This window comes from Teredinibacter waterburyi (genome assembly GCF_001922985.1).
GTDB classification, from domain to species: Bacteria; Pseudomonadota; Gammaproteobacteria; order Pseudomonadales; family Cellvibrionaceae; genus Teredinibacter; species Teredinibacter waterburyi.
Genome location: NZ_MRUH01000026.1, coordinates 33,318 through 56,015, shown reverse-complemented (window position 1 = coordinate 56,015; position 22,698 = coordinate 33,318). Strand labels below are relative to the sequence as shown.

General features: G+C 46.4%; 9 protein-coding genes. 7 read left to right on the top strand and 2 right to left on the bottom strand.

What is annotated here, in order from left to right:
- On the top strand, positions 1-5,226 hold a 5,226-nt coding region (locus IDZ20_RS04770), incomplete at its 5' end, for a tandem-95 repeat protein (RefSeq protein WP_188150290.1).
- Positions 5,227-5,320: 94 nt separating this feature from the next.
- Here IDZ20_RS04770 and IDZ20_RS04765 read toward each other — a convergent pair.
- Positions 5,321-7,591, bottom strand: coding sequence for a nitric-oxide reductase large subunit (locus IDZ20_RS04765; RefSeq protein WP_188150289.1), 2,271 nt, complete (start codon positions 7,589-7,591; stop codon positions 5,321-5,323).
- 240 nt (positions 7,592-7,831) lie between these two features.
- On the opposite strand from IDZ20_RS04765, the gene IDZ20_RS04760 reads away from it, so the two are divergent.
- The 3 genes from IDZ20_RS04760 (at position 7,832) to IDZ20_RS04750 (ending at position 11,963) form a co-directional block, all read left to right on the top strand.
- Positions 7,832-8,278, top strand: a complete 447-nt coding sequence (locus tag IDZ20_RS04760) for an RrF2 family transcriptional regulator (protein ID WP_188150288.1) — start codon at positions 7,832-7,834, stop codon at positions 8,276-8,278.
- Positions 8,279-8,676: 398 nt separating this feature from the next.
- The gene (locus IDZ20_RS04755) at positions 8,677-10,299 is read left to right on the top strand and encodes a hypothetical protein (protein WP_188150287.1); all 1,623 of its coding nucleotides are present in this window, start codon (positions 8,677-8,679) and stop codon (positions 10,297-10,299) included.
- A gap of 530 nt (positions 10,300-10,829) precedes the next feature.
- Entirely contained in the window at positions 10,830-11,963 is a 1,134-nt protein-coding gene (locus IDZ20_RS04750; protein ID WP_188150286.1) for a cellulose binding domain-containing protein, read from the top strand.
- 222 nt (positions 11,964-12,185) lie between these two features.
- On the opposite strand, the gene IDZ20_RS16485 is transcribed toward IDZ20_RS04750, so the two are convergent.
- Positions 12,186-13,355, bottom strand: a complete 1,170-nt coding sequence (locus IDZ20_RS16485) for a lytic polysaccharide monooxygenase (protein ID WP_425443416.1) — start codon at positions 13,353-13,355, stop codon at positions 12,186-12,188.
- Positions 13,356-14,347: 992 nt separating this feature from the next.
- Here IDZ20_RS16485 and IDZ20_RS04740 point away from each other — a divergent pair.
- The 3 genes from IDZ20_RS04740 to IDZ20_RS04730 all read left to right on the top strand — a co-directional run bounded on the left by IDZ20_RS04740 (position 14,348) and on the right by IDZ20_RS04730 (position 22,626).
- The gene (locus IDZ20_RS04740; protein WP_188150284.1) at positions 14,348-14,893 is read left to right on the top strand and encodes a hypothetical protein; all 546 of its coding nucleotides are present in this window, start codon (positions 14,348-14,350) and stop codon (positions 14,891-14,893) included.
- A gap of 96 nt (positions 14,894-14,989) precedes the next feature.
- The gene (locus tag IDZ20_RS04735; RefSeq protein ID WP_188150283.1) at positions 14,990-20,050 is read left to right on the top strand and encodes a polyketide synthase; all 5,061 of its coding nucleotides are present in this window, start codon (positions 14,990-14,992) and stop codon (positions 20,048-20,050) included.
- Between the two features lie 128 nt (positions 20,051-20,178).
- Positions 20,179-22,626, top strand: a complete 2,448-nt coding sequence (locus IDZ20_RS04730; protein WP_342745114.1) for a condensation domain-containing protein — start codon at positions 20,179-20,181, stop codon at positions 22,624-22,626.
- Positions 22,627-22,698: the final 72 nt, after the last annotated feature.

Here is a 22,698-nt window from a genome sequence, read left to right as displayed (position 1 = left end):
ACCGATGCCGCGGGCAATGCAAACACGCCGGTTACGCTTACCAGTTTCGATATTGATTTAACTGCACCAACCCTAGCCGAAGTTACCGCGGTGGCTACGCCTAGTAGCGACACCACACCAGATGTAACCTTCTCGACAACAGAAGCCGGTACCTTAGCTGTGACCGGAAGTTGCGGCAGTGCGGCAGAGGGCGCGATAAGTTCGGGCAGCAATACCATTACCCTTACGCAATCCGACAACAGCACGCCGCTTGCCGAAGGAACCTACAGCGATTGTGCGCTAACGGTTACGGATAGCTCAGGTAACGAAAGTACCGTGTTAACACTCACGTCTTTTGTAGTGGATGTTGCTGCACCTGTTCTCGCCGAAGTTACTGCGGTTACTACACCGAGCAACGACACCACGCCGAACGTTACCTTTTCTTCTACCGAAGCGGGTACCTTAATTGTTGGCGGTAGTTGTGGTAGCGCAAGCGAAGGGGCAATCAGTTCTGGTAGCCAAACTATTGCGCTTACACAGCCGGATAATACTAGTGGCTTAGCTAGTGGCAGTTACAACGACTGTACACTCGCCGTGTCGGATGCGGCATCTAACACCAGTAATGTGATTACACTCACCAGTTTTGTGGTGGATGTTTCTGGCCCAACTTTAACTACCAACCTTGGTATTTCCATAAACGAAGGTGATACCGGCCAGCCGATTACCGCAACCGAACTGGCGGCCAGCGATGACGTTAGTGTCGCTGCGAACGTGACCTACGGAATTGTCAGTGCGCCAGCGAATGGTTCGCTTACTTTAAATGGTTCGCCCTTAGCGAATGGTGGTTCATTTACGCAAGAGGATATTGCAAACGGCCTAGTCGATTACGATCACGATGGCGGCGAAACAACCAGTGATGCCTTCACCTTTACACTTACCGATGGCCTCGGCAATTTAAGTAATAATGGCGGTAGCAATTTTAGTTTCACCATTATCGTTGCAACTCAAAACGATGCACCGCAAACCACCGCCGACACTGCAACCACCAACGAAGATAATGCCGTTATGGTGGACGTATTGGCAAACGATGCTGATTCCGATGATGCGATTAACGCGGCAAGCGTTACCGTAACCACAGCACCGGCGAATGGTTCGACGAGTGTGAATACCGCTAGCGGTGTTATTACCTACACGCCCGCTGCAAATTATTACGGAGCCGACACCTTTAACTACACCGTGCAAGATGCTACGGGGGCGACATCTGTTGTTACACTGGTAACGATTACGGTTAATTCCGTTAACGATGCACCGGTTGCCGTTGGCGATGTGACCTCGATGAACTTCAATACCGTTACCACCATTGATGTGGTTGCCAACGATACGGATGTTGATATTGGCGATGCGCCCGATGCGTCCACCTTGGCGATTGTTTCTGCTGCGAGTAACGGCAGCGCCGTTGTGGTTGCTGGCGAAATTCAATACACACCCACCGCAGACTTCACCGGTAACGACACCTTTACTTACACCGTAAATGACAGTAACGCGGCGATGTCAAATGTGGCTACGGTGACAGTGACGGTTATCGACCCCAATGTCGTACCTGTTGCGGTGGATGATAATGCAACTACCGATGAAGACACTGCGGTTGTTATAAATGTTCTTGCCAACGATAGCGATGGCGATGGCAGCCTAGAGACCAGTACTGTTGTTGTAACTACCGCGCCGACAAATGGCACCACCGCAATTAATACTACAACCGGTGAAATTACGTACACACCCGCGAGTAACTATTTCGGCAGCGACGCGTTTACCTACACCGTAGAAGACAACCTTGGCGCAACCTCGGTAGCGGCTACGGTTAACCTCACTGTTGCCAGCGTAAACGATGCGCCGGTGGCGAATAGCGATATGGTTAACTTATTAGAAGACGCGAGTTTAACCATTAACGTGTTAGGTAACGACACGGATGTGGATGGCTCGTTAGTGGCCGCATCTGTTGTGATCGTTCTGGACCCTAGCTCAGGCGTGGTAGCAGTAGACCCCGCCGATGGTAGCGTTACCTATACACCAAACAATAACTTTATTGGTTACGATGTATTTAGCTATCAGGTTACCGATAACAACGGTGCAGTATCCAACGTGACCGATGTTGGTCTTACCGTTGAAAATGTTAACGATGCACCGCTCGCGAACGCCGATAGCGCGGAAGTGATTATTGGTGTTGCTACATCAATAAACCTTACCGCCAACGACAGCGATATCGATGGCAGTGTAGACCCCGCAACTATCGAAGTTACCCTTGCGCCTAGCCAAGGTACGCTCACCGATAACAAGGATGGAACGGTAACCTACACCGCTAATGCTGGTGCCGATGTAACGGCGGGCGACACCTTCAGCTACACCGTTAACGACGACAGTGGAGCTACATCCAATGCCGCTACGGTACAAATTCAATTTGTACCCGCCGCTGCGCCGCTGCTAACAGGTACACCAAGTGCCGATGTAGAAGAAGATGGTAACTACAGTTTCACGCCTGAGGTAACGGTAGGTGATAGCAATTTTGATTTAACCTACAGCGTAACGGGCGCGCCAAGCTGGCTAAGTTTCGATGCCAGCAGCGGAACATTAATGGGCATGCCCAGTGCGGCTGATGTCGGTGTCGCGAGTGGTATTCAAATAAGTGTGAGCGATGGCTCTAGTAGCGTTGTGTTACCGGCGTTTGATATTACCGTAGTGGCAAGGGTCGATACCGACAGCGACACCATTACCGATTATCAAGAAGGTAAAGACGGCACCGACCCGAATAACAGCGCCGATTATTTAGATCTAACACCGCCAGATCTTACCGCGCCTAACGATATTCTGCTGGATGCAATTGGCCTGTTCACCGAGGTTAACACGGCGCAATTACTTGGCTTGCCCGCGAATGCAGACAGCGACCTAGTTGATGCCGCTATAGCTGAACTAGTGAGCGACAATGTCGACGGCAACGGTTGTTGTAATCTCTATCCGATTGGCGCGGTTGGCGATAAATACAAATTCGCTCCCGGCGTAAATAATATTGTCTGGCTCGCTACGGACAACAAAAACAATACGACCGAGGTTACGCAAAAAGTTTATATTCGACCGTTGGTTTCGCTAAGCAACGACAGTGTTAACACCGAAGGTGGTGTGGCTGAAATCCGTATTATGTTAAACGGCAAAGCGCCATTCTATCCATTCCAAGTGCCTTACATTATTGACGCAAACAGTACCACCACCAGCGCGGACCACGATCTCGTCGAAGGTGTTATTACCTTTAACCAAGGGCAAACAAGCGTAAAACTGAACGTCAATATCACCCAGGATGATGTGGCTGAAAACGACGAGCAGTTAATTGTTCGCCTAGATGATCAAACCACGAATGCAGAAGATTTACAGGACGGCTTCGATGCGGATATCTACGATATTAACGTTGGTACAAGAGTGGTTCACAGGTTAACAATTATAGAGCGAAACGTTGCGCCACAGCTTACCTTAGCGGCACGACAAAATGGTGTACCGACATCGTTGGTCGCTCGTGATGGCGGAACGGTAACTGTAAGCGCTTCTGTTATCGACCCCAACAGTGCGGACACCCACAGCTATAGCTGGGCAAATCGCCGCGGTAACTTAACCGATGTTGACGGCAATAGCGGTGATGCAACCTTTACCTTCGACCCAAGCAATACCGCAAACGGCGCTTACAAAATCGCCTTAACCGTTACCGACTCGGCTGGCGCAAGCGATACCGAAACAGTAAACCTTGTGGTCGTCGCGGCAACGCCGGTACTGAGTGCGGTTACCGATAGTGATAACGACGGAATCGACGATGCAAGCGAAGGCACGGCTGATGCCGATGCCGATGGTATCCCCGATTACTTGGATAACATTGCCGAAACTAACGTGTTGCCTGCAGCTGCAAACGAAACCGACGCCTTCCTTCTGGAATGTGAGCCGGGTGTTCATTGTCGACTCGGCTTGTTTGCGCAAGCCGGTCAGTCTGGTGGCGCGCGATTAGGCAAGGACGATATTGCCGAGCAAGCTGACCTTAGCGACGACCCTTACTTTACGTTGGCTGGAGATCTGTTCGACTTTGAATTGGCCGAGCTGCCTAGCGCTGGGCAAACGGTTCGTATTGTCATTCCATTGCAAGAGCCTGTTCCTGCGAATGGTGTGTACCGTAAATTCATGAATGGTGTTTGGTCTACGTTTGTTGAAGATGCAAATAATAGTCTCGAATCCAGCGCCGGTGAGCTGGGTTACTGTCCACCTCCGGGCGCTGACTCTTACCAATCGGGATTAATTGAAGGGTATCTTTGTGTACAGCTGACTATCGAAGATGGCGGACCGAACGATGCAGATGGTGTTGTAAACGCATCGGTAGAAGACCCAGGTGGCATAGCCGTACAAAAAACCCAAACGGTCAGTACCCGCGCGAGTGGCGGTGGCAGCACTGGGCCATTACTACTGGTGTTACTTGGTGGTTTGGCTTGGGCAAGCAGGAAAAAGCCCTTGGCTAAAAAAGCCAATAACCAAACAAAGGTGAACCCAAACCTTAGTGGAAAAAAAGTGTGGGGTATAAAAAGCAACGTAGCGGCATCGGCTCTAGCTGCAATAGCGTTAAGCTTTCCAACAGAAAAATCCTATGCTTTAGACTGGCAAGCAATAGCAAAAGATAGCTTTGCAGAAGTGAGTGTGGGCCGCGCAAGCGGTTCACAAAGCAAAAGCGACTTTGAGAGGGGTATGCAGCAAGATGGCTTAGCGGTAACAACAACCCATTACGATACTAAATCTACTACCTTTCAGTTGTTACTTGGTTATCACTACAACGACAATTTTTCTGCGACTATTGGCTATTTAGATTTAGGCGAAGTCGCGGCGGATTTTAACCTGCCCGCGGATGATGATGAGAGTTTGCGCCGATCTATAAAAAAACATCATCCATATACGGGTTCAGGTTTAACCCTAGGCGCACGTTACCAGCGAGATTTATATAGCAAGCTTAATGGCTTCGTAGAAGCGGGCGTATTTGTTTGGCAGGGTGATGTTGTATCGATTGCAAATAATGCCGATACAGATTTGGATGGCAGTATCGACCCATACTTTGCCGTTGGCGCTGCAGTGCCGTTAAATGAAAACGTCTCGATAGGCTTGAAATATCAGTACCACGTCTTGGATGATCAAAGTGTTTCGTTAACGGGGGCTGTTTTTAACGTAAGTTTTTAAAGCGTTGATATATAACTTTTATTAAAACGTGAAAGTCACGACACCAACCACAATGGTAGCGGGTGTCGTGACTTGCCTTTGGCTCTACTCCGATTTATGTATGTGAACTTTCTGGTTCAATATTAGCCGCTACTCCGAAACCGAATACACCTTTCACAACTTGCCACGTTACGGCTAAAGCACCAACAATAAAGACTACATCACCAAAGGTGCGTACCCATCGTAGGGTGACAAGTACATCACTTTGCAGTAGTGCTTCACTTCGTGCATACCAAAGTCCTTCAGATGCGCTAGCGACAAATTGAATGATGCCGACCGGCAGAAGGCTGGTAAACAGCATCAGTGCCAACCCGCCATTAAGCCACCAGAAAGATGTTTTCATCAGCTTTTCATTAAAGGTTAATTGCGGACGAATATACCGCAAAATAAGTAGCGTAAATCCGAGGGCTAAAAATCCGTACACACCAAATAACGCCGCGTGAGCATGGGTTGCCGTTGTATTTAGACCTTGAAGGTAATACAGCGCTATCGGCGGATTGATTGAAAATCCAAGCACGCCCGCGCCCAACATATTCCAGAAGGCAACCGCGACAAAGTACATTAGTGGCCATTTGATTTTGATCATCCAAGGTGTGCGACTTTTTAAGTTGTAATGCTCCCGAGCTTCATAGCCCAATATGATTAAGGGTACTACCTCAAGTGCACTAAACGTAGCACCAACCGCCATTACCGGAGTGCTGGTTCCTGCGAAGTACAAATGGTGAAAGGTGCCGGGAACACCGCCAAGTAAAAACAGAGACGCTGATGCAAGTGACGCAACAGTAGCCATCCGCTTGGTTACTAAACCCATGCTACAGAAAATAAAAGCAAGCGCAGTGGTGGCAAACACTTCAAAGAAACCTTCAACCCACAAGTGGACTATCCACCAGCGCCAGTATTCCATTACCGAAATATGGGTGCGCTCACCGTAGAAAAACCCTGCGCCGTAAAACAGCCCAATCGCGATAACCGAGGCGGTAAATAACGCTAATAAGTTTTTGTCGCCCTTTTGTTTTAATACGGGGACAATACAGCGCAGCATTAACACTAACCAAAGTACAATGCCAATAAACTTACCTATTTGCCAGATTCTGCCAAGGTCGACATATTCATAACCTTGATGCCCTAACCAGAAGCTCAGCTCTGCGGGCATAATTTGCGCAATGGCGAGATAGTTTCCGGTAAAAGAGCCTACAACGACGGCTATTAGTGCCCAAAAAAGTATATCGACTCCAAGTTTTTGAAACTTCGGATCTTTGCCCCCATTGATCACAGGCGCTAAAAACAATCCTGCGGCAAGAAAGCCTGTGGCAATCCAAAACATAGCCGCTTGAATGTGCCATGTACGCACCAAGCTATAGGGAAACCACTCCGAGGTTTGGATGCCATAAAAACCTTGGCCTTCGATAGTGTAGTGAGCTGTAAACCCGCCCAGGAACACTTGAAAAGTGAAGAGCGCTACAACCACAAACAAGTATTTGCCCAACGCTGTTTGCGACGGCGTTAAATTAAATGAGGAGATGGGATCCGTTTCTGGTGCAACAGGAGGGTGCTCTTCTTTTCGTAAAAATGACCATCCCCAAACTAGCCCACCAATGCCTGCAATTAAAATAACCACGCTGACAATTGACCAAACAATATTTTCGGCGGTCGGTTTGTTGTCGATTAAAGGCTCGTGGGGCCAGTTATTGGTATAAGTTGCCTCGCCGGGATTACGTTCGGTTGATGCGGCCCATGCGGTCCAGAAAAAGAATTCGGTTAACCTTGCGCGTCTCACATCATTTGGCAAGGTGATCTCTTTCATAGCGTAGTGCTCGCGAGTTTGTTGTAACTCGGCTGCGCCGCCAAAAAGGGCATCATAGTATGCCGCGGTTTGTTGAATGGCCTGAATGCGACGGTCCGACAAAATCACGGTCTTTGTTTCCGAGTCAAACGTATTCGTTCGGTATTCCGACTTAAGGTCGTAACGGAGCGCGTGTTTTTGTTTATCGGGCAGCGCGTCATAGGTACTGTTGTGCTTGGCTTCAGCCGCCAGTTCAAGCCAGCTCATAAGTTCGCGGTGGAGCCAGTCCGCAGACCAGTCCGGAGCTTGGTAAGCCCCATGTCCCCATATAGAGCCGAGTTCCATCCCGCCGATTGACTGCCACGCAGTCTGACCATCTAATATTTGCTTATTCGTTGTTACAATTTCACCTTGGCTGGATTGAAAAGCCTCCGGTATAGGCGGTGCAACCCGATAAATCTCAGTACCGAAATAACCTAGTATTGAAAAGGTGACGCCAACTACGCCAATCAGGCTCCACCACAGTCGTTTATAGTCTTTCATTGTATTCTCCAGCTGTTCTAAACAGCAGTAGCGCGTGTAGTATTTCCGTTGCTATTTTGTTAATAGGCCAATTAAGGTGTGACATAGTAGATTCCCAGTCATCAAACATACACTTGATATGCATCTTTGATAATTGTATTGTACCTCTAAGTTTTAAAGATGCAACCAATTTGAATCTTTGGTGGGGAATGTTTTGGGTTTATATATTGAGCGGCAAACTGGACGAACAGAACGAGAATTATGAATATTAAGCGCTTTACCGATTACTCCCTGCGGGTTCTTATTTACTTAGCTTTGAAAGAGAATGAGCTTGTCACAATCAAGGAGGTGGCGGAGCGATACAAAATTTCTAAAAGCCATCTAATGAAGGTTGTCCAAGATTTGAGTAGCAAAGGGTTTATCATTGCTACTAGGGGAAACAATGGCGGCATCAGATTAAGTCGCGAGCCAGAACAGATTAATATCGGCCAGCTTGTCAGGATGGTTGAGGAGGATTCGGTACTACTGGAATGTTTTGGTGCCGATAATCAATGTGTGATTACCCCTGCATGTCAACTAAAACAAATGTTTGCCGAGGCGATGGATAGTTTTTTTAGCTGTCTTGAACAGTATACTTTGGCGGATATGTTGAGTGGATCCCGACGCGCAGAGCTTAAGTCGCTGTTGATTTTATCCGATACCGAATAATTCTCCATACGTACATCGCCAACGCGGCACATCTTTATAGGTAGTATGCCACTGTATAAAAAGCGCCCCTATTTTTTCTGGGCTGCTTACTAAAAACCCATAACCCATGTTATTCTCGCGCCGGGGTAAAAAAATACTTTTTTCTCGGATTGATGAATAACCTGATGTTGGGTTCATTAGCGGTTAGTAACCTATTTTTTATGATTTCCGTACTGATAGTATTCAAGCCGTTCACTCTTAATATAAGCCGCTAGTCACACCTTTCCGTGGTCTAACTCCCATACTTTTTTATTGTAATGTAGTTAGGGGAAGTATTAGTGCTTGAACAGTAATCCCAAAAATATCTGCTTTATAAGTCTGCGTAGTTAGGCTTTTCGACCAATAAAAGGATCCTTAGTATGACGTTGAACCACATTAAAAAACGTTTTGGTGCGTTGGTATGTACAACGCTTTTATCGGGGTTTGCCGCAACGGTATTCGCCCAATCTGCTGCTGATGCAGACTTCGATTTTACATTTGATAATGAAGAGTCGGTTGCGAGCTGGGAGCTGTTGTATACCGGCGGCCTAGCAACTACGGCCAACCTTGGCTATGAAGATGGTAGCTTGGCTTTCTACCCAGAGTGGCAAGCCGGTGATGATTTTTTCGGTTACGGCACAAGCCTTGGCGGTGTGTACGATTTTACGAACGCCACTATTTATGCTGACGTACTTTATTCGAGTGCTTATAGCTGGGTAGACGGTGATGGCTTTATGCAATATTTAGTTGGTGGTGCAGTAATTTTAGTCGATACCGAAGGGCGTGTTGCGAGCACTCAATTTCGGGGCCCTTGGATGGCCGATCCAGATACATTTGCCCAGCTTGAGTTTCTGCGTGGCGAACGCGATTTAGATTACATTGAAGAGGGTTTTGACCTTACGCAGATATCATCGGTTGGTGTGAATATTCACGCGTTGGGTGATATTCCAGACGTAACCGGAGCCATTCGCTACGACAATTTGTTGATTGACCTAGACGGTGCAGCAAATGACGTTGTCGATGATAGGCTGTTTTTAAAGACTCAGGGGCTGGGCTGGGGCACAAATAGTCTGACAGGCTCCACGGCTTATACTGAGGAACGATCAAATCACCTGAAGTTACAATATGACCAAACAATCATAGCGGGGCTGGAATACATTTCTTATGATTTCCCTTGGAAAATGGATCTTGTAAATTCTAGGATGAGCTTTGATATTCAATTGCCAGTTGAGTTTGAACAATATATTACCTCTATGGATGTTCGTCTTTACGACGGCGCGGGAAGAGTGGCGAGCCTCGATAATATTCGACGCCGTGATCTTGTTTTTGGTCAACCGATCTATTTTGACTACAAATATATGCGTCGCCAAAGCTTTGTGTCTGCGGATGAAAACTTTAATTTAAATCGTGTTAGCCGATTTGAAATCGTATTTGACTTTGGGGGGCGAGAATTCATAGTTAGTAATCAGCTAGATCTACTGAACTATCGCTTATTGCTTGACGGCAGAAAAGCTAGGAATTATGTAAACAGCACTCCGCCACCTAAACTTACTATATGGGATATGTTTAGGGCATCGTATTTAGATGAGTGGTTTGATGGTTACCAAGAAATGCACGACATTGAGTGGCGTGAAAACGCGTTCGTTTTGATCCCGAATTGGCAAGAGCAGGAACTTGCTTTGGGGGTGGGTACCTTCCAGGAGAGGCCATTTAATTTGGGTGGTAAAACTATTACCCAGAGAGTTTATATCCCTAGTCAGGCTATAGGTACAGGCATGGAATTAGAGGTTGTTGTTAGAGATATTTGGTGGAATCAGAAAAAGCTATTGGTTTCTGTGCTAGATGATTCGGCGCAAGAGGGGTGGATGGATATAGCGATCAGTGCATCCGAGCTAGGGAGTATTGAAACAAACGTTATTACCGAAGTGTCTACCACGCTCTATCGTAATAACGCTTTAGGTGCGGTGGGAGCATTTCGATTCGCACCATATAAATTTCAATAATAGCTTAGCAATAAAGACTAGTGTCTCTATTGCATTGTTAGATTGAAATCTAGGCATGCCAAAAAGCCGCGACTATGTTCGTGGCTTTTTTTGGATATGTCTTCATCAAAAGCAACGCCAAATGCTGCACCTATGGATATCTAGGTGTACGCCAAACCTCATGTCCGTGTTTGTTGAAATTTAGTAGCGGGATCTACGAATGAATCAAAATTTTAAAAAGTGTTTTATCTAAGAAATTAGAACCTCAAAATATAAACCCAAAATACAGCGTTGACGCTTATCACTGATGTAATCAATTCCATTGTTAAAAATCGCTTGTTTGAGAACTAGGCGTTATCGCGACTGCAATGTGCTCACAAGGATCACTTGAATTACAAAATAATCTGCCAAAAAGTGAGCTGTGGCACATGTCACTGTTGAAGTGATTAGAAATAAATTCTATTGTCGAATCTCGCCTCTCTGCGAACCGGGTTCTATCGCGACTGCGATGTGCTCGCAAGGATAACAATAAACCTGAAAAAGGAATCGGTATGAGAATCAATTCGGCAGTACAGCTTTTACTTACGATTACTATAGGCCTATCCAGCCCGCTTTTGTTTGCGCAAACGTCTGCTAGTAGCAGCTCGTCATCGTCATCCTCTACGTCATCCTCCTCCGGAGGGAGTTTTTATATGCTGCGTTTGCAAGGTGATGAGGTATGCGACACTAGTGACGGTTTTGTTGAGCATGTATACAGCGGTTCTGTAAACGACGATTATTTTAATCCAAATGATGAACCTCAAAGCTACGTGTATTTTCCGGAGTACATTCTTGAAGGTGGGCCCGCGGCGGTGAGTTACGGTCTTGTTTTTATTCGCTATGCCAACGGTAGTTCCACAGCTAAACCGATGAACTTAGAGTTAAGTAATGGCGATGAGACTCACACCGTCGAATTTGTGTTTGAACCGACGGGTGGTTGGGATGTGTGGCAGGAAGAGCGTTATCAAGTTGAGGGCGGGGTGACCCGTTACAGTAAGGCCAGTTTGTATACGACTTCGGATGCAGGCAGCCCTAATATTGATTATCTGGAGCTGGGTCTTAGTATAAATTGCGGTGCTCCTGGAGGCTGCGGCTATGGTGGTGGAACTGCGCCTTGCACAGCAGCACCAAACGCGGCCCCCCAGCTGTGTGAGGTGAACTACGACATAACCGGCAGTTGGGGCAATACTTATCAGGTGAACCTCACTATCAACAACAGCAGCGAAGCCGCAATCGAAGGCTACGATATTGGTTGGGATCTAGGCTTAGGAGAAAGCTTTGTTTCTGGTTGGAACGCCGATTACACCAGTAATGCTACACGGGTTACAGCCTCGAATAGCGCTAGCCGTTGGAATGGCAGTATTCCAGTTAACGGCTCTATTTCGTTTGGCTTTCAGGCTCAGCGAACCCAGCCTGGCAATCCTACTATCCCTAGCCAGTTTGATCTCAACGAGGGTTACTGTTTATTGGAGGGGGCAACGGGTAGTTCTTCATCGTCCTCTTCAAGTTCTTCCAGTAGTGGTGGGAACCAAATGTGCAATTGGTACGGTTGGCCCGTTTCGATTTGCGAGAACCAGTCGAGCGGTTGGGGCAATGAGAACGGCGAAACGTGTATTGGCATTACAGCTTGTGGCAATCCAATGTAGCCAATCCACTGGAACTAATCGTTTAGTCGACGTTAAATCAAAACCCCCACCTCTTCCGGAGGCGGGGGTTTTTTGATTATGGCTTTTTAATATAGAGGTGGTTGAATTAATTTGCCAACTGCGACGCTGAAAACTCGGCTAGCTTAGGCTTGACCCATAACCATGGCTTCAAAAAATAACCCAGCCGTAGCTGGGTCATTTTCTATCGCGTTTTTCCCTAACTTACTGAGAATTACAGGCCGATTGGGAAACGCAGGTTTGATTGTTTTCGTTGCCCCAGCCACTTGTGGTATTCGTACAGATAGGAACGTTCCATCCATACCAACTACAGGTGCCACCAGAGCCACCGGATGAGCTAGAGCTGCTGGAGGAACTAGAGGAGCTCGAACTGCTTGAGGAAGAGCTGCTTGAAGAGGAGCTACTAGAACTTGAGCTGCTGGAAGAGCTGCTTGACGACGAGCCGCCACCACACACTACACCACCACTGCCGCCATTCTGACTTTCACAGGTAGACTCACCTATACAGCTTTGCCCATTTTCCCAGCCCCAGCCGTTTGAGTTTTGGCAAAGCGGGTAAGTGCCTTCGCTGTACCACTGACAAACGCACGCACTGCCAGAGCCAGAACTGCTTGATGAGCTTGAACTACTGGAGGACGAAGAACTACTACTAGAAGATGACGAGCTACTGGAGGACGAAGAGCTGCTTGAACTCGATGAGGAACTACTTGAGCTCGATGAGGAGCCACCACCTCCACCACCAAAGACTACGTCAACACAGCTGAAAAAGCGTTCGTTGGTTGATGGGCTTCGGCCCCACTCAGCATAAATAACGTGTCGGCCAGAGCGGCTAGGGACGTTACAGTTTGCGGAAATAGTACTGGCGCCTTGGTTCTCGCTCATATTTGGGTTTGAACCGAAATTACCCGAACTTATCTGTTCGTCACAGAAAGGCTCTGCGTCAAAATCATTCCATGTAAGTTCGCGGCTAGGGTCAAAAGTGAAACCAGGCTTAGTAATCCAGTGAACCAATTCTATGGTATCGCTGAAGTGTGGGCCGTAACTGATATTCCACGAAATGTTTTGATTGCCCGAGTTGATGGATGATGTTGGCCAGTTAGCTGGCGTGTCCCAAGGGGTTGCTCCGCCGCCCCAATTTTCACTGTCAAAACCACATACGTGTGTAGTGCCCTTCACAACCTTGCGGCCAAGATGGTGGTTAACGACGCTCATAAACTGATACCAGTCCGATGAGTTCCCGTTCCAATTTGCGAATGCTTCATTACACTTGGAGCTAGAAGGGTTGTCCGGTTTTACGTCAACGCCACAGTGTTGTTGGCGCGAAGGGGGGGAATCAATATAACCGTGACTGAACGCCAAGTTGGCAAAGCACATTAAAGCCAGTGCTGCCGTAGCTCTCATTATTTTCGATGCGAACATGAATACTCTCCTGATTATTTTCATTTACTGTTTTGTTGGCTTCGTCCCTAACAGGGCCCGATATATAGCCTTTGCTGCGCGTGAGATGGAGAGCCGATACATGGCCGACTCATAGGTCGCGAGCATGTCACCTAATCTTTCTTTTCGGGTAACCGAATTCAGGTTACATTTCATAAAGCACCAACAAGCTCAATTTTTACAGAAATTAACGAGCTTAACCGTTAGCAGCACAACACTATCGTAATCAATAAGGTAAACCCCAATACCGTATCCCCATATCTATAATCGCCGATATTCTGAATTGTTGTATGCGAAAGATAGTGGCGTCAAACTCCCTAATGATCAGCGATAACTTATATATTAAAACTCAGTGGTTAAGGGGCGTTCATCACAGTTATTGGAAAACGTCATCGCTAACCGATAGACCTAGTAGAGATTTAAATTCAGTTTGTTATAAATTCGCGCGCCTCGGTGGGTACGATGTTTAATCGTAGCGAGCGAGATACGTATATTGGATGAAGTAATGTTGTGGATACCTCTCACCCGGATATGGTCTTTATTGGCAAATAATGTCACGTGCTTGTGGCAGTTTTATCGGGTGAATTTCCTAATTATGATACCTACAAAAATATTGATATTGACTCGTATAAATTGCTAGGGGAGATAGCGGAAAATATTTAAAGTCGTACTATTGATAATCGAATAGATACCAATTTTCATTAAGATTGTGGGTTTCGTGATGACTGGTTTAATTGGGGGTGCCTATCGATGAGTGATTATAGAAGTTGTTTGTTTTGTGTCTATTCGTCAATAGATATTGTTTTTACTAGTTCAAAAGAATAGAAAAGTAATTGTGTGGACGGAAGTTCTTGCGCTCAAAATTTCAGCGTAAGAACTAAAAAACATAACCTATTTTAGGTCCGATTGTAGTGGCAACAGGAACCTAGGTGGTTTATGCTTCTTATGCTAATCACTTTAGTCGCCGAGTGAAAAATCGTAATGGATTGTTGACAGCAGGGCCGCAAATGGTGACATTTTTTGCGCTTTCTGGTTTTGCTATGAGTACCACCTATTTGCCTCGGGACCTCAACAAATATGCCTGCTGCAAGGCTAGGCTTGCCGGAATATTGCCTATCTATTTAGTTGTTTTGGCGATTGTAGAGGCTTTGGTGGTTGTAGTTCTCTTGGTGGTTGTAGTTCTCTTGGTGATTATAGCCGCTTCCGTTGCCGTTAAATATTGCGGTTTAAGTATCTCATTACTCTTTACCAATACATTTCTCAATCAGGCGTATATAACGCCTCCCTCTTTGATTATAAATCCTCCCAGTTGGTCTTTATCTGTCGAGATATTTTTATTCTTTGCGTTTTTTTGCGTGCTCTACTCTATTAAAAATACGGTCGAGAGTCCCTGTCCGGCTAGCGCCATATTTTACCCTTTGGTTAATGACACAACGTCTTTTGTCGCAGAAGGAGAGACCGGTGTTGTAATTTAATTGCCGTTTGAATGTATGTTGTGAGTGCTACATCTTGCCTGCTTGTTATGGGTGATATGCGGTAGGCTCAAATTCGTCACGTTGAGGTTTTCTGAAATGATAGTCGACCGTGAGTTAGAGCTTTGGAATAACACTAAGCGCGATTACCCGCTGAATCTTTCGCTTGTCAATTTGTTGGAGGTTCAGGCCTCAACAACACCTGATGCTATAGCCATTTATTTTGAAGGGTTGAGGGTAAGTTATGCTGAATTGACAGGCCGAGCAAATAAGCTAGCCCGATATCTGCGAGCTCAAGGCGTCGGGCGAGATACGCTTGTTGGCGTCTACATGGAGCGTAGTATCGAGATGGTCGTCGCTCTGGTTGGTATTCTTAAGGCTGGTGCAGCCTTTGTTCCCTTTGATCCGGAATACCCTCTGGATCGCCTTAACTACATGCTCGAAGATTCTCAGGTGCGAGTAGTGTTAACCCAGCAAAGTTTGGATAGGCAAGCTTTGCCAGATTCGCTCGAATCAGTGTATCTAGACGAGCCTAGCTGGGCGAACATAGATGACGAGGATAAGATTAATCTTGATGAGTGCGCAGAGCCCACCTCGGCGGCCTATATGATTTATACCTCTGGCTCAACAGGCAAGCCTAAAGGTGTCGTAAATGAGCATCGAGGTTTGGTTAATCGCCTGCTGTGGATGCAAGAAACGTTTAATCTCACAGGTAACGACAGGGTATTGCAAAAAACACCTTACAGTTTCGACGTCTCCGTATGGGAATTTTTTTGGCCTCTTATGACGGGGGCGAGCATTGTCATAGCCCGTCCGGGAGGGCATCGAGATACGGAATATCTAATCGATACTATAGTGCAGCAGTCTATTACTACCATGCACTTTGTGCCTTCCATGCTAAGTTTGTTTCTTTCCTCGAATTCGCTGCACCGCATCACCTCCCTAAGGCAGGTTATGTGTAGCGGTGAAGCCCTGCCATTTGGGTTAACTAAACGATTTTTCGACTTGCTTCCCTCTTCAGAACTTCACAATTTATATGGCCCTACAGAGGCCGCCATTGATGTAACCCATTGGCCCTGCTCGCCGCCACAAGCGGATAAAAAAATCGTTCCCATCGGCAAGCCGATCGCCAATATACAAACCTATATTTTAAACGAGTCGCTGCAACCTGTAGCTTTAGGAGAGGAGGGTGAACTTCATCTTGCTGGGGTTGGTGTTGCGCGTGGGTATTGGAATAAACCTGAATTGACTGAAGAAAAATTCATTAGCAATCCATTTTCCAATGAAGCTAACACCAGAATGTATAAAACCGGCGATTTGGCCCGTTACTTAAGTGACGGCAATATTGAATATCGTGGTCGTATCGATAATCAGGTGAAGATTCGCGGTTTTAGGATAGAGCTTGGTGAAATTGAATCGGCTCTTTTGAAACTTACCGGTATTGCAGAATCCGTTGTGGTCGCCAGTGAAAATTCCTTGGAAGATAGGGAGCTAGTCGCTTACCTAGTGGCAAATAGAAAAGGAGACGGAAAAGAGCTAAATGTTTCGGATTTACGTGCAGGGCTGCTAAAGAATCTACCTAATTACATGGTTCCGGCACGGTTTATTTATTTGCAAGCGATGCCGCTTACGCCGAATGGCAAGTTGGACCGAAGAGCTTTGGTAACAACGTATTTTGAGCGGCCAGAACTAAGCCAGATGTATATTGCCCCGCGTACGACCATGGAGATGACGCTGGCAGATATTTGGGCCGAAATTCTTTCGCTGAACAAAGTTGGCATTAAAGATAATTTTTTTGAGATTGGCGGTAACTCTTTAAACGCTGTGCGTTTGGCTAGCGCGATACAAAATACAATTAAAAAAAGCGTACCTGTGGTAAAGATTTTTGAATTTAGCTGTATCGATAGGCTCGCTGCTTACTTGGAGGGAGTCGTTAATACGACGGCTGCAGAGATGTACCGCGAACGAGCGCCTAGAGCCCGCGATGCTAGAATTTCTGCCAGTACGGATGGGGTGGCTGTAATCGGAATGGTGGGGCGCTTTCCGGGAGCACCTACTGTGGAAGTGCTTTGGCAAAACTTAGTAAATGGTGTGGAGTCGATATCCCACTTTGCTCCCGATGAACTTGACCCTTGGGTTGAAGATGAAATACGCAAAGATCCAAACTATGTTCCATTTCGAGGAATATTGGCCGACGCGGATAAATTCGATAATAAGTTTTTTGGCATTGGCCCGCTGGAAGCCAAAGTAATGGATCCGCAGCAGCGAGTGTTTTTGGAGTTGGCATGGTCAGCTTTAGAGAAGGTCGGTTATACCGCGGAAGATTTCAAGGGCATGATCGGTGTATATGCAGGCATTGGCGATAATCACTATTACACACGCAATGTGCGCGGCCATAAAGATCTTATAAAAACCGTTGGTAGTCTCGTTGTTGGTTACGGCAACGAAAAAGATTACATCGCCACACGCGTTTCATTCGCGCTCAATTTAACTGGGCCGAGTGTGAGTGCAAACACCGGTTGCTCGACGTCTCTACTGGCAATTGACATGGCCTATAAGGCCTTAGAAGACGGCGAGTGCGATATGGCATTGGCTGGTGGGGTGGATATACATGTTCCTCAAAAGACTGGGCAAATATATCAACAGGGGGGAACCTTTACTATCGATGGTCATTGTCGTCCGTTTGATGCCGAGGCTACTGGCACGATGTTTTGTGATGGTGCGGGTATCGTAGTGCTCAAACGTTTAGCTAACGCCATTGCCGACGGCGATAAAATCTATTCCGTTATTCTCGGTATAGCTAAAAATAACGATGGCTCCAATAAGGTCAGCTTTTTAGCACCAAGCGTGGAAGGGCAGACACAGGTAATTACCTTGGCACAGGCGCAGGCGAATGTCACCGCGGACACAATCTCCTATGTCGAAGCTCATGGCACGGGAACGCCTTTGGGTGATCCAATAGAGATTGAAGCGCTAACCAAAGCGTTTAGGATTACCTCAGACAAAAAACAGCATTGTTATATAGGCTCGATTAAAGGGAATGTTGGTCATCCTACAATTGCATCCGGTGTGGCTGGCTTTATAAAGGCGTCGTTGGCGTTACACCATGAAAAAATTCCGGCAACCTTGCATTTTAAGAAAGCCAATCCAAGGATTGATTTTGAGAATAGCCCGTTTAAGGTGGTTTCATCTTTGACTACTTGGCCACGAACTAAAACCCCTAGGCGAGCTGGGGTGAGTTCATTTGGCTTCGGCGGCACCAATGTGCATGGGGTGCTGGAAGAAGCCCCACTGCAACAACCTTCGGGGCCATCACGGGAAGAAAAACTGTTAGTCTTTTCTGCCAAGTCAGAACCGGCACTTGGACGAATGCTCGATCAATTTGCCTGCTTTGCTGAGGACCAAAAGTTCGACCTCGCTGATGCGGCCTACACACTGCAAATAGGTCGCAAGCATTTCGAATATAGAAGGTCTTTAGTGTGTGCTGATATTGAAATGGTTAAAGCGGCAATACAAGAAAATAAAGCCATACCAGTAACGCGACTCACAACACTGCAACCCCATGTGACCTTCATGTTTCCTGGCCAGGGTTCTCAGTACACCAACATGGGTCGAGACCTGTATCAGAGTTCGGCGATCTTTCGAGAAAATGTAGATCGCTGTTGTGATCTTTTAGCCCCAATTATGGAAAGAGATCTAAGGGAGCTTTTATTTCCTCTAGCTGGCGATGAAGAAAGTGCTACCGTGTCTCTAAAAGATACCTATTACACACAGCCGGCATTATTCACCATCGAATATTCACTCGCCCAATTATGGATGAGTATGGGCGTGCAACCACAGGCCTTTGTTGGGCATAGTGTGGGCGAATTTGTTGGCGCTTGTTTGGCTGGGGTATTTTCACTTAAAGAAGCCTTACCCTTGATTTCCTTGCGAGCAAAGTTAGTGCGTGGCTTACCCAGTGGATCAATGCTTTCTGTTCGCTGTAGCGCGGAAGAAATTTTAGATAAGCTCAACGATGATGTGCAGTTAGCTGCGGCCAACAGCCCTAAGCTTTGCGTTGTTGCAGGGCCTACCGAAGCAATCCTCCGTTTTGCAGAAGCGATAGAAAAAGAGGGTTTAGTTACTCGTCACCTACATACCTCTCACGCATTTCACTCCGCCATGATGGATCCAGTGGTAGGCGATTTTGTGGCGGCGGTTAGTAAGATTAAGTTGTCTGCGCCAAGCATGCCGTTAATGTCTAGTTGTAGCGGCGATTGGATGACACCAGAGCAAGCCACATCGCCGGAGTATTGGGGGCAGCATTTACGTAGTCCGGTAATGTTTAGCAACGCAATAAGTAGTTTAATGGCTAGCGTGTCGGGTGTCTTTCTTGAAGTAGGGCCGCGAGATGTACTTACGACTTTAGCGCGGCAGCAAGCTAAGGGTGATCGGCGAGGCGCAATAATTCCGTCGCTCGCCAATAGTGGTGAAGATAGAAATAAAAACGAGTGGCAAGATGTCTTGTCGGCAATGGGAGCACTTTGGCAAAACGGCACCAATATCGATTGGAAGGCTTATTATGCCGGGGAGCGACGCCTTCGTATTCCATTGCCGACCTATCCTTTCGAACCGAGTTCGCACTGGCTTAAGCCGCCGCAATTTGTTGCTCATCAAACTGAAGAATCGGTGCGCGAGCTAGAATCAGAAACCGCTGCAAAGGTTACTAAACAAGCACCTGGCGGGCGAGATTCCGTCATGAACGCTATCGTACAAATAATCAGCGAAACGGTGGGTATCGAACTACAACGAAGTGAGGAAGCCACACCCTTCATCATGCTGGGTGCCGATTCTTTAGTGCTTATGCAAATGTCGCGATTGGTAAAAGATCGATTGGGGCTGGATGCAAATTTTCGACAGCTTTTAGACACCTATACCACACCCGAGATTCTTGCAGATACAGTGCGGAATCGGAAAGTGAACAGCGTCATCGATGATTCCGTTGCTGTTTCCTCGGCCGAAATTCCGGAAAGCAAAACAAAACGAAATGCAGAGCTAAATGCAGGATTAAATGCAGAAGAGCTACGACATGTTGTACTTGGTCGAGATGAACATAATTGTCTAGCCTGGTTCGTGAGTGATGAGAGCACAGAATTGATTCGACAAATTCGAACGTCATAGCAAAACATGATTTCTGGGGAATGATAAGCCTAAACGAGAAAACAAAACCATATAGATGAGACATGGAATAGCTAGATATAAGAAAAATATTTAAAAACACGGGGAATTGGAACAAATATTAGCTAAAAATGAGAAGGGTTATGGTCAGTCCAGAGAGAGAAACGGGTGATGTAACGACGTTTCAGGTTGCACATGATCATCCGAATAAACGGCAAGTATTTCAGCTATTGGCGACTAAAAGCCAGTCGGCAATGTGGCGCTTTGCTCAGTTGGGGGCTCAACAAAACTGTTCCTTCAACGAGACTTTTTGTATCTCTCTACTCGGTGTGGTTGACGAAGAGATACTGTTGAAGGCCTTGCAATGCTTACCCATTATTCACCCCGTAATTGGTGGCCGATTTAGTGCAGTCGGCACTACATTGTTGATCCCTGATAATTGTAAGTTAAATATCATTCAGCTTGATCTCGCCCATCTCAATGAGCAGCAGCGACAATTACAATGCGAAGCAGAAGCATACCGGCAGAGCCACCAGCCTTTCGATTTGGCCACCGGCCCCTTATTTCGTGCATCGCTGCTTAAACTTAATGTGGCAGACTTCCAATTGTTTATATCTGTTCATCATATTGTCTGTGATGGTTGGTCGCTCGACGTTTTGTTGGACGATCTAGGAAAAATATATACTGCCATGTTAGGGGAGGGGAGATTTCCAAATCCATCTAGACTGGGAGTCGAAGTATTTGTTGATCATATAAACTCCGATCTATACGCCGAGAAAAAACAAAAAAGTGCCGAGTACTGGAAAGACAATCTAAAAACTATACCTAATAAACCCCTTCTGGCTGAAGAGGAAATAACGCAACAACATAAGCAGACTTTTGACTTTGAAAACTACGTGATTAAAGGAGAGTCGTTGGCTCTGATTAAACGTTTTGCTAAGGCCCAGGGTTTAAGTCTGTTCGCGTTAATGTTTGCAGGCTTTGCCATCCAGTTGCAGCGAAAACTTAAACTTCAAGCGTTGGCTATTTGCATTCCGGTGGCTCGGCATCTTGACGCAGAAATGGAAAATTCAGTTGGCAATTTTGTCAGTATGCTGCCGGTAACCTGTTTTTTTAATGAAGAGCAAACCTTTCTTGATCTGTGTAACCACGTGCATCAACAACTGCTAGATAGCCGAGAACACGCAGCACTTGATTTAGATGAAATAATTGACATCCTTGGCGTGGAAAGTGAACAAGATAAAGCGGCTTTCAAGTTGGCGCGATTTGTACCCGTGCACAAATATACTCCAGAAGAGCTGCGTTTTGGTAATGCGAAGGTAGACTATAGGGGCATCCCCAGAGCGTTTGACACTTACCAAATCAGTCTAAGTATGTTGCAAGGGGGGGATGATATCAGTCTCTATGTTACCGGTGATTCGCTTTGTTTTAATCAGCAATACCTGGTGAAATGCTTACGTGAGCTGGAAACGATTATGCTCTATGGCAGCGTTAGTCCTATGACATTATTGCAAGATCTGGAGCTAAGTAATGAGTCCAAAGAAAAAATACTTGCAGCTAAGACTTCGCTACCTAAAACGGATATTGAAGTGAAGTTAAAGAGCATGTTTAGTTCGGTTTTAGGTCATGCGGATCTTAGTGTTGAGAGTGACTTTTTTCACTTGGGAGGGACTAGTAAATTAGCTGAAAAACTAGTTGAAAGTGTTAATAGAGTGTTTGATGTCCGTCTAACGCTGCAAGATTTACAGGCGCAGCCCTCGGTAAAACATTTTGCGCAGTTAGTTCAACAGGCGGGGGGGCAACTGGGTAATCTAGTCGTTTCTCTCAATCAGCAGCGAGGGCGACCAAAGCTATTCTTCGTTTGTGGTATCGCACTTTATGCGCCGCTTGCCCATAACCTTCAGGAACACTTTGATTGTTTTGGTATATTTGTCTCGGAGGAAGAGGAGTTTTTTAATCGACATGAGGAGGTATCTGGCATGACTGTTCCGCAGTTGGCCTCTCTTTATGTTCGCGCTATTAAAAAGCATTCACCTGATGGCCCCTATGTTATCGCCGGCGTTTCATTTGGTGGCATTATGGCCTTTGAAATTGCATGCCAGTTAGAGCATAGCGGCGGGGCGGTTCCAGGTTTAGTGATATTAGATACTATTTTGCCAGAAGCGATGACCCGCGACTGGTTAGCGACAGTCCAGAATATTTTACGAACACTGCAAGGCAAACTTAAAAAACTTAAACGTAAAGCTTCAAATCTTCCCTCAACCACAGCTAAAACTAACTTCCGTGACAAAAAGAATGCGCGCTTTTGGGATGCCGTACGTGGCCGATCTACTACAACTTATTTAAGAGGCGATCAAACTAGCCATATTCCAAGCTTGGTTATACGTGCGGGAGATAAATCGAATTTCCCTACCTTTCTGATAGCTCGAGACTTAGGCTGGGGGGATAAACTTAAAGGTCCGGTCACCTATGTTGAGGCTCCGGGATCGCATCTGGGTATTCTAAAAAGTAAGGTTACGGCAGACCTTATAGCAACCTATATCCACGGTGGTTTTAAGCCCAGTACTGCGGTAGTTTAAAAGCCATTTTGGGTTGACGTGCACTAAAGCATAGTTGAGGGGCTAGCTAGTGATGTTGAGCCTATGTTTGTA

Bases quoted from the DNA above. Each gene is read 5' to 3' on its own strand.
- IDZ20_RS04750 (WP_188150286.1), top strand. From the start codon at position 10,830: ATGAGAATCAATTCGGCAGTACAGCTTTTACTTACGATTACTATAGGC.
- IDZ20_RS04765 (WP_188150289.1), bottom strand. From the start codon at position 7,591: ATGAAAGACTATAAACGACTGTGGTGGAGCCTGATTGGCGTAGTTGGC.
- IDZ20_RS04760 (WP_188150288.1), top strand. From the start codon at position 7,832: ATGAATATTAAGCGCTTTACCGATTACTCCCTGCGGGTTCTTATTTAC.
- IDZ20_RS04735 (WP_188150283.1), top strand. From the start codon at position 14,990: ATGATAGTCGACCGTGAGTTAGAGCTTTGGAATAACACTAAGCGCGAT.
- IDZ20_RS16485 (WP_425443416.1), bottom strand. From the start codon at position 13,355: ATGTGCTTTGCCAACTTGGCGTTCAGTCACGGTTATATTGATTCCCCC.
- IDZ20_RS04755 (WP_188150287.1), top strand. From the start codon at position 8,677: ATGACGTTGAACCACATTAAAAAACGTTTTGGTGCGTTGGTATGTACA.
- IDZ20_RS04730 (WP_342745114.1), top strand. From the start codon at position 20,179: ATGAGAAGGGTTATGGTCAGTCCAGAGAGAGAAACGGGTGATGTAACG.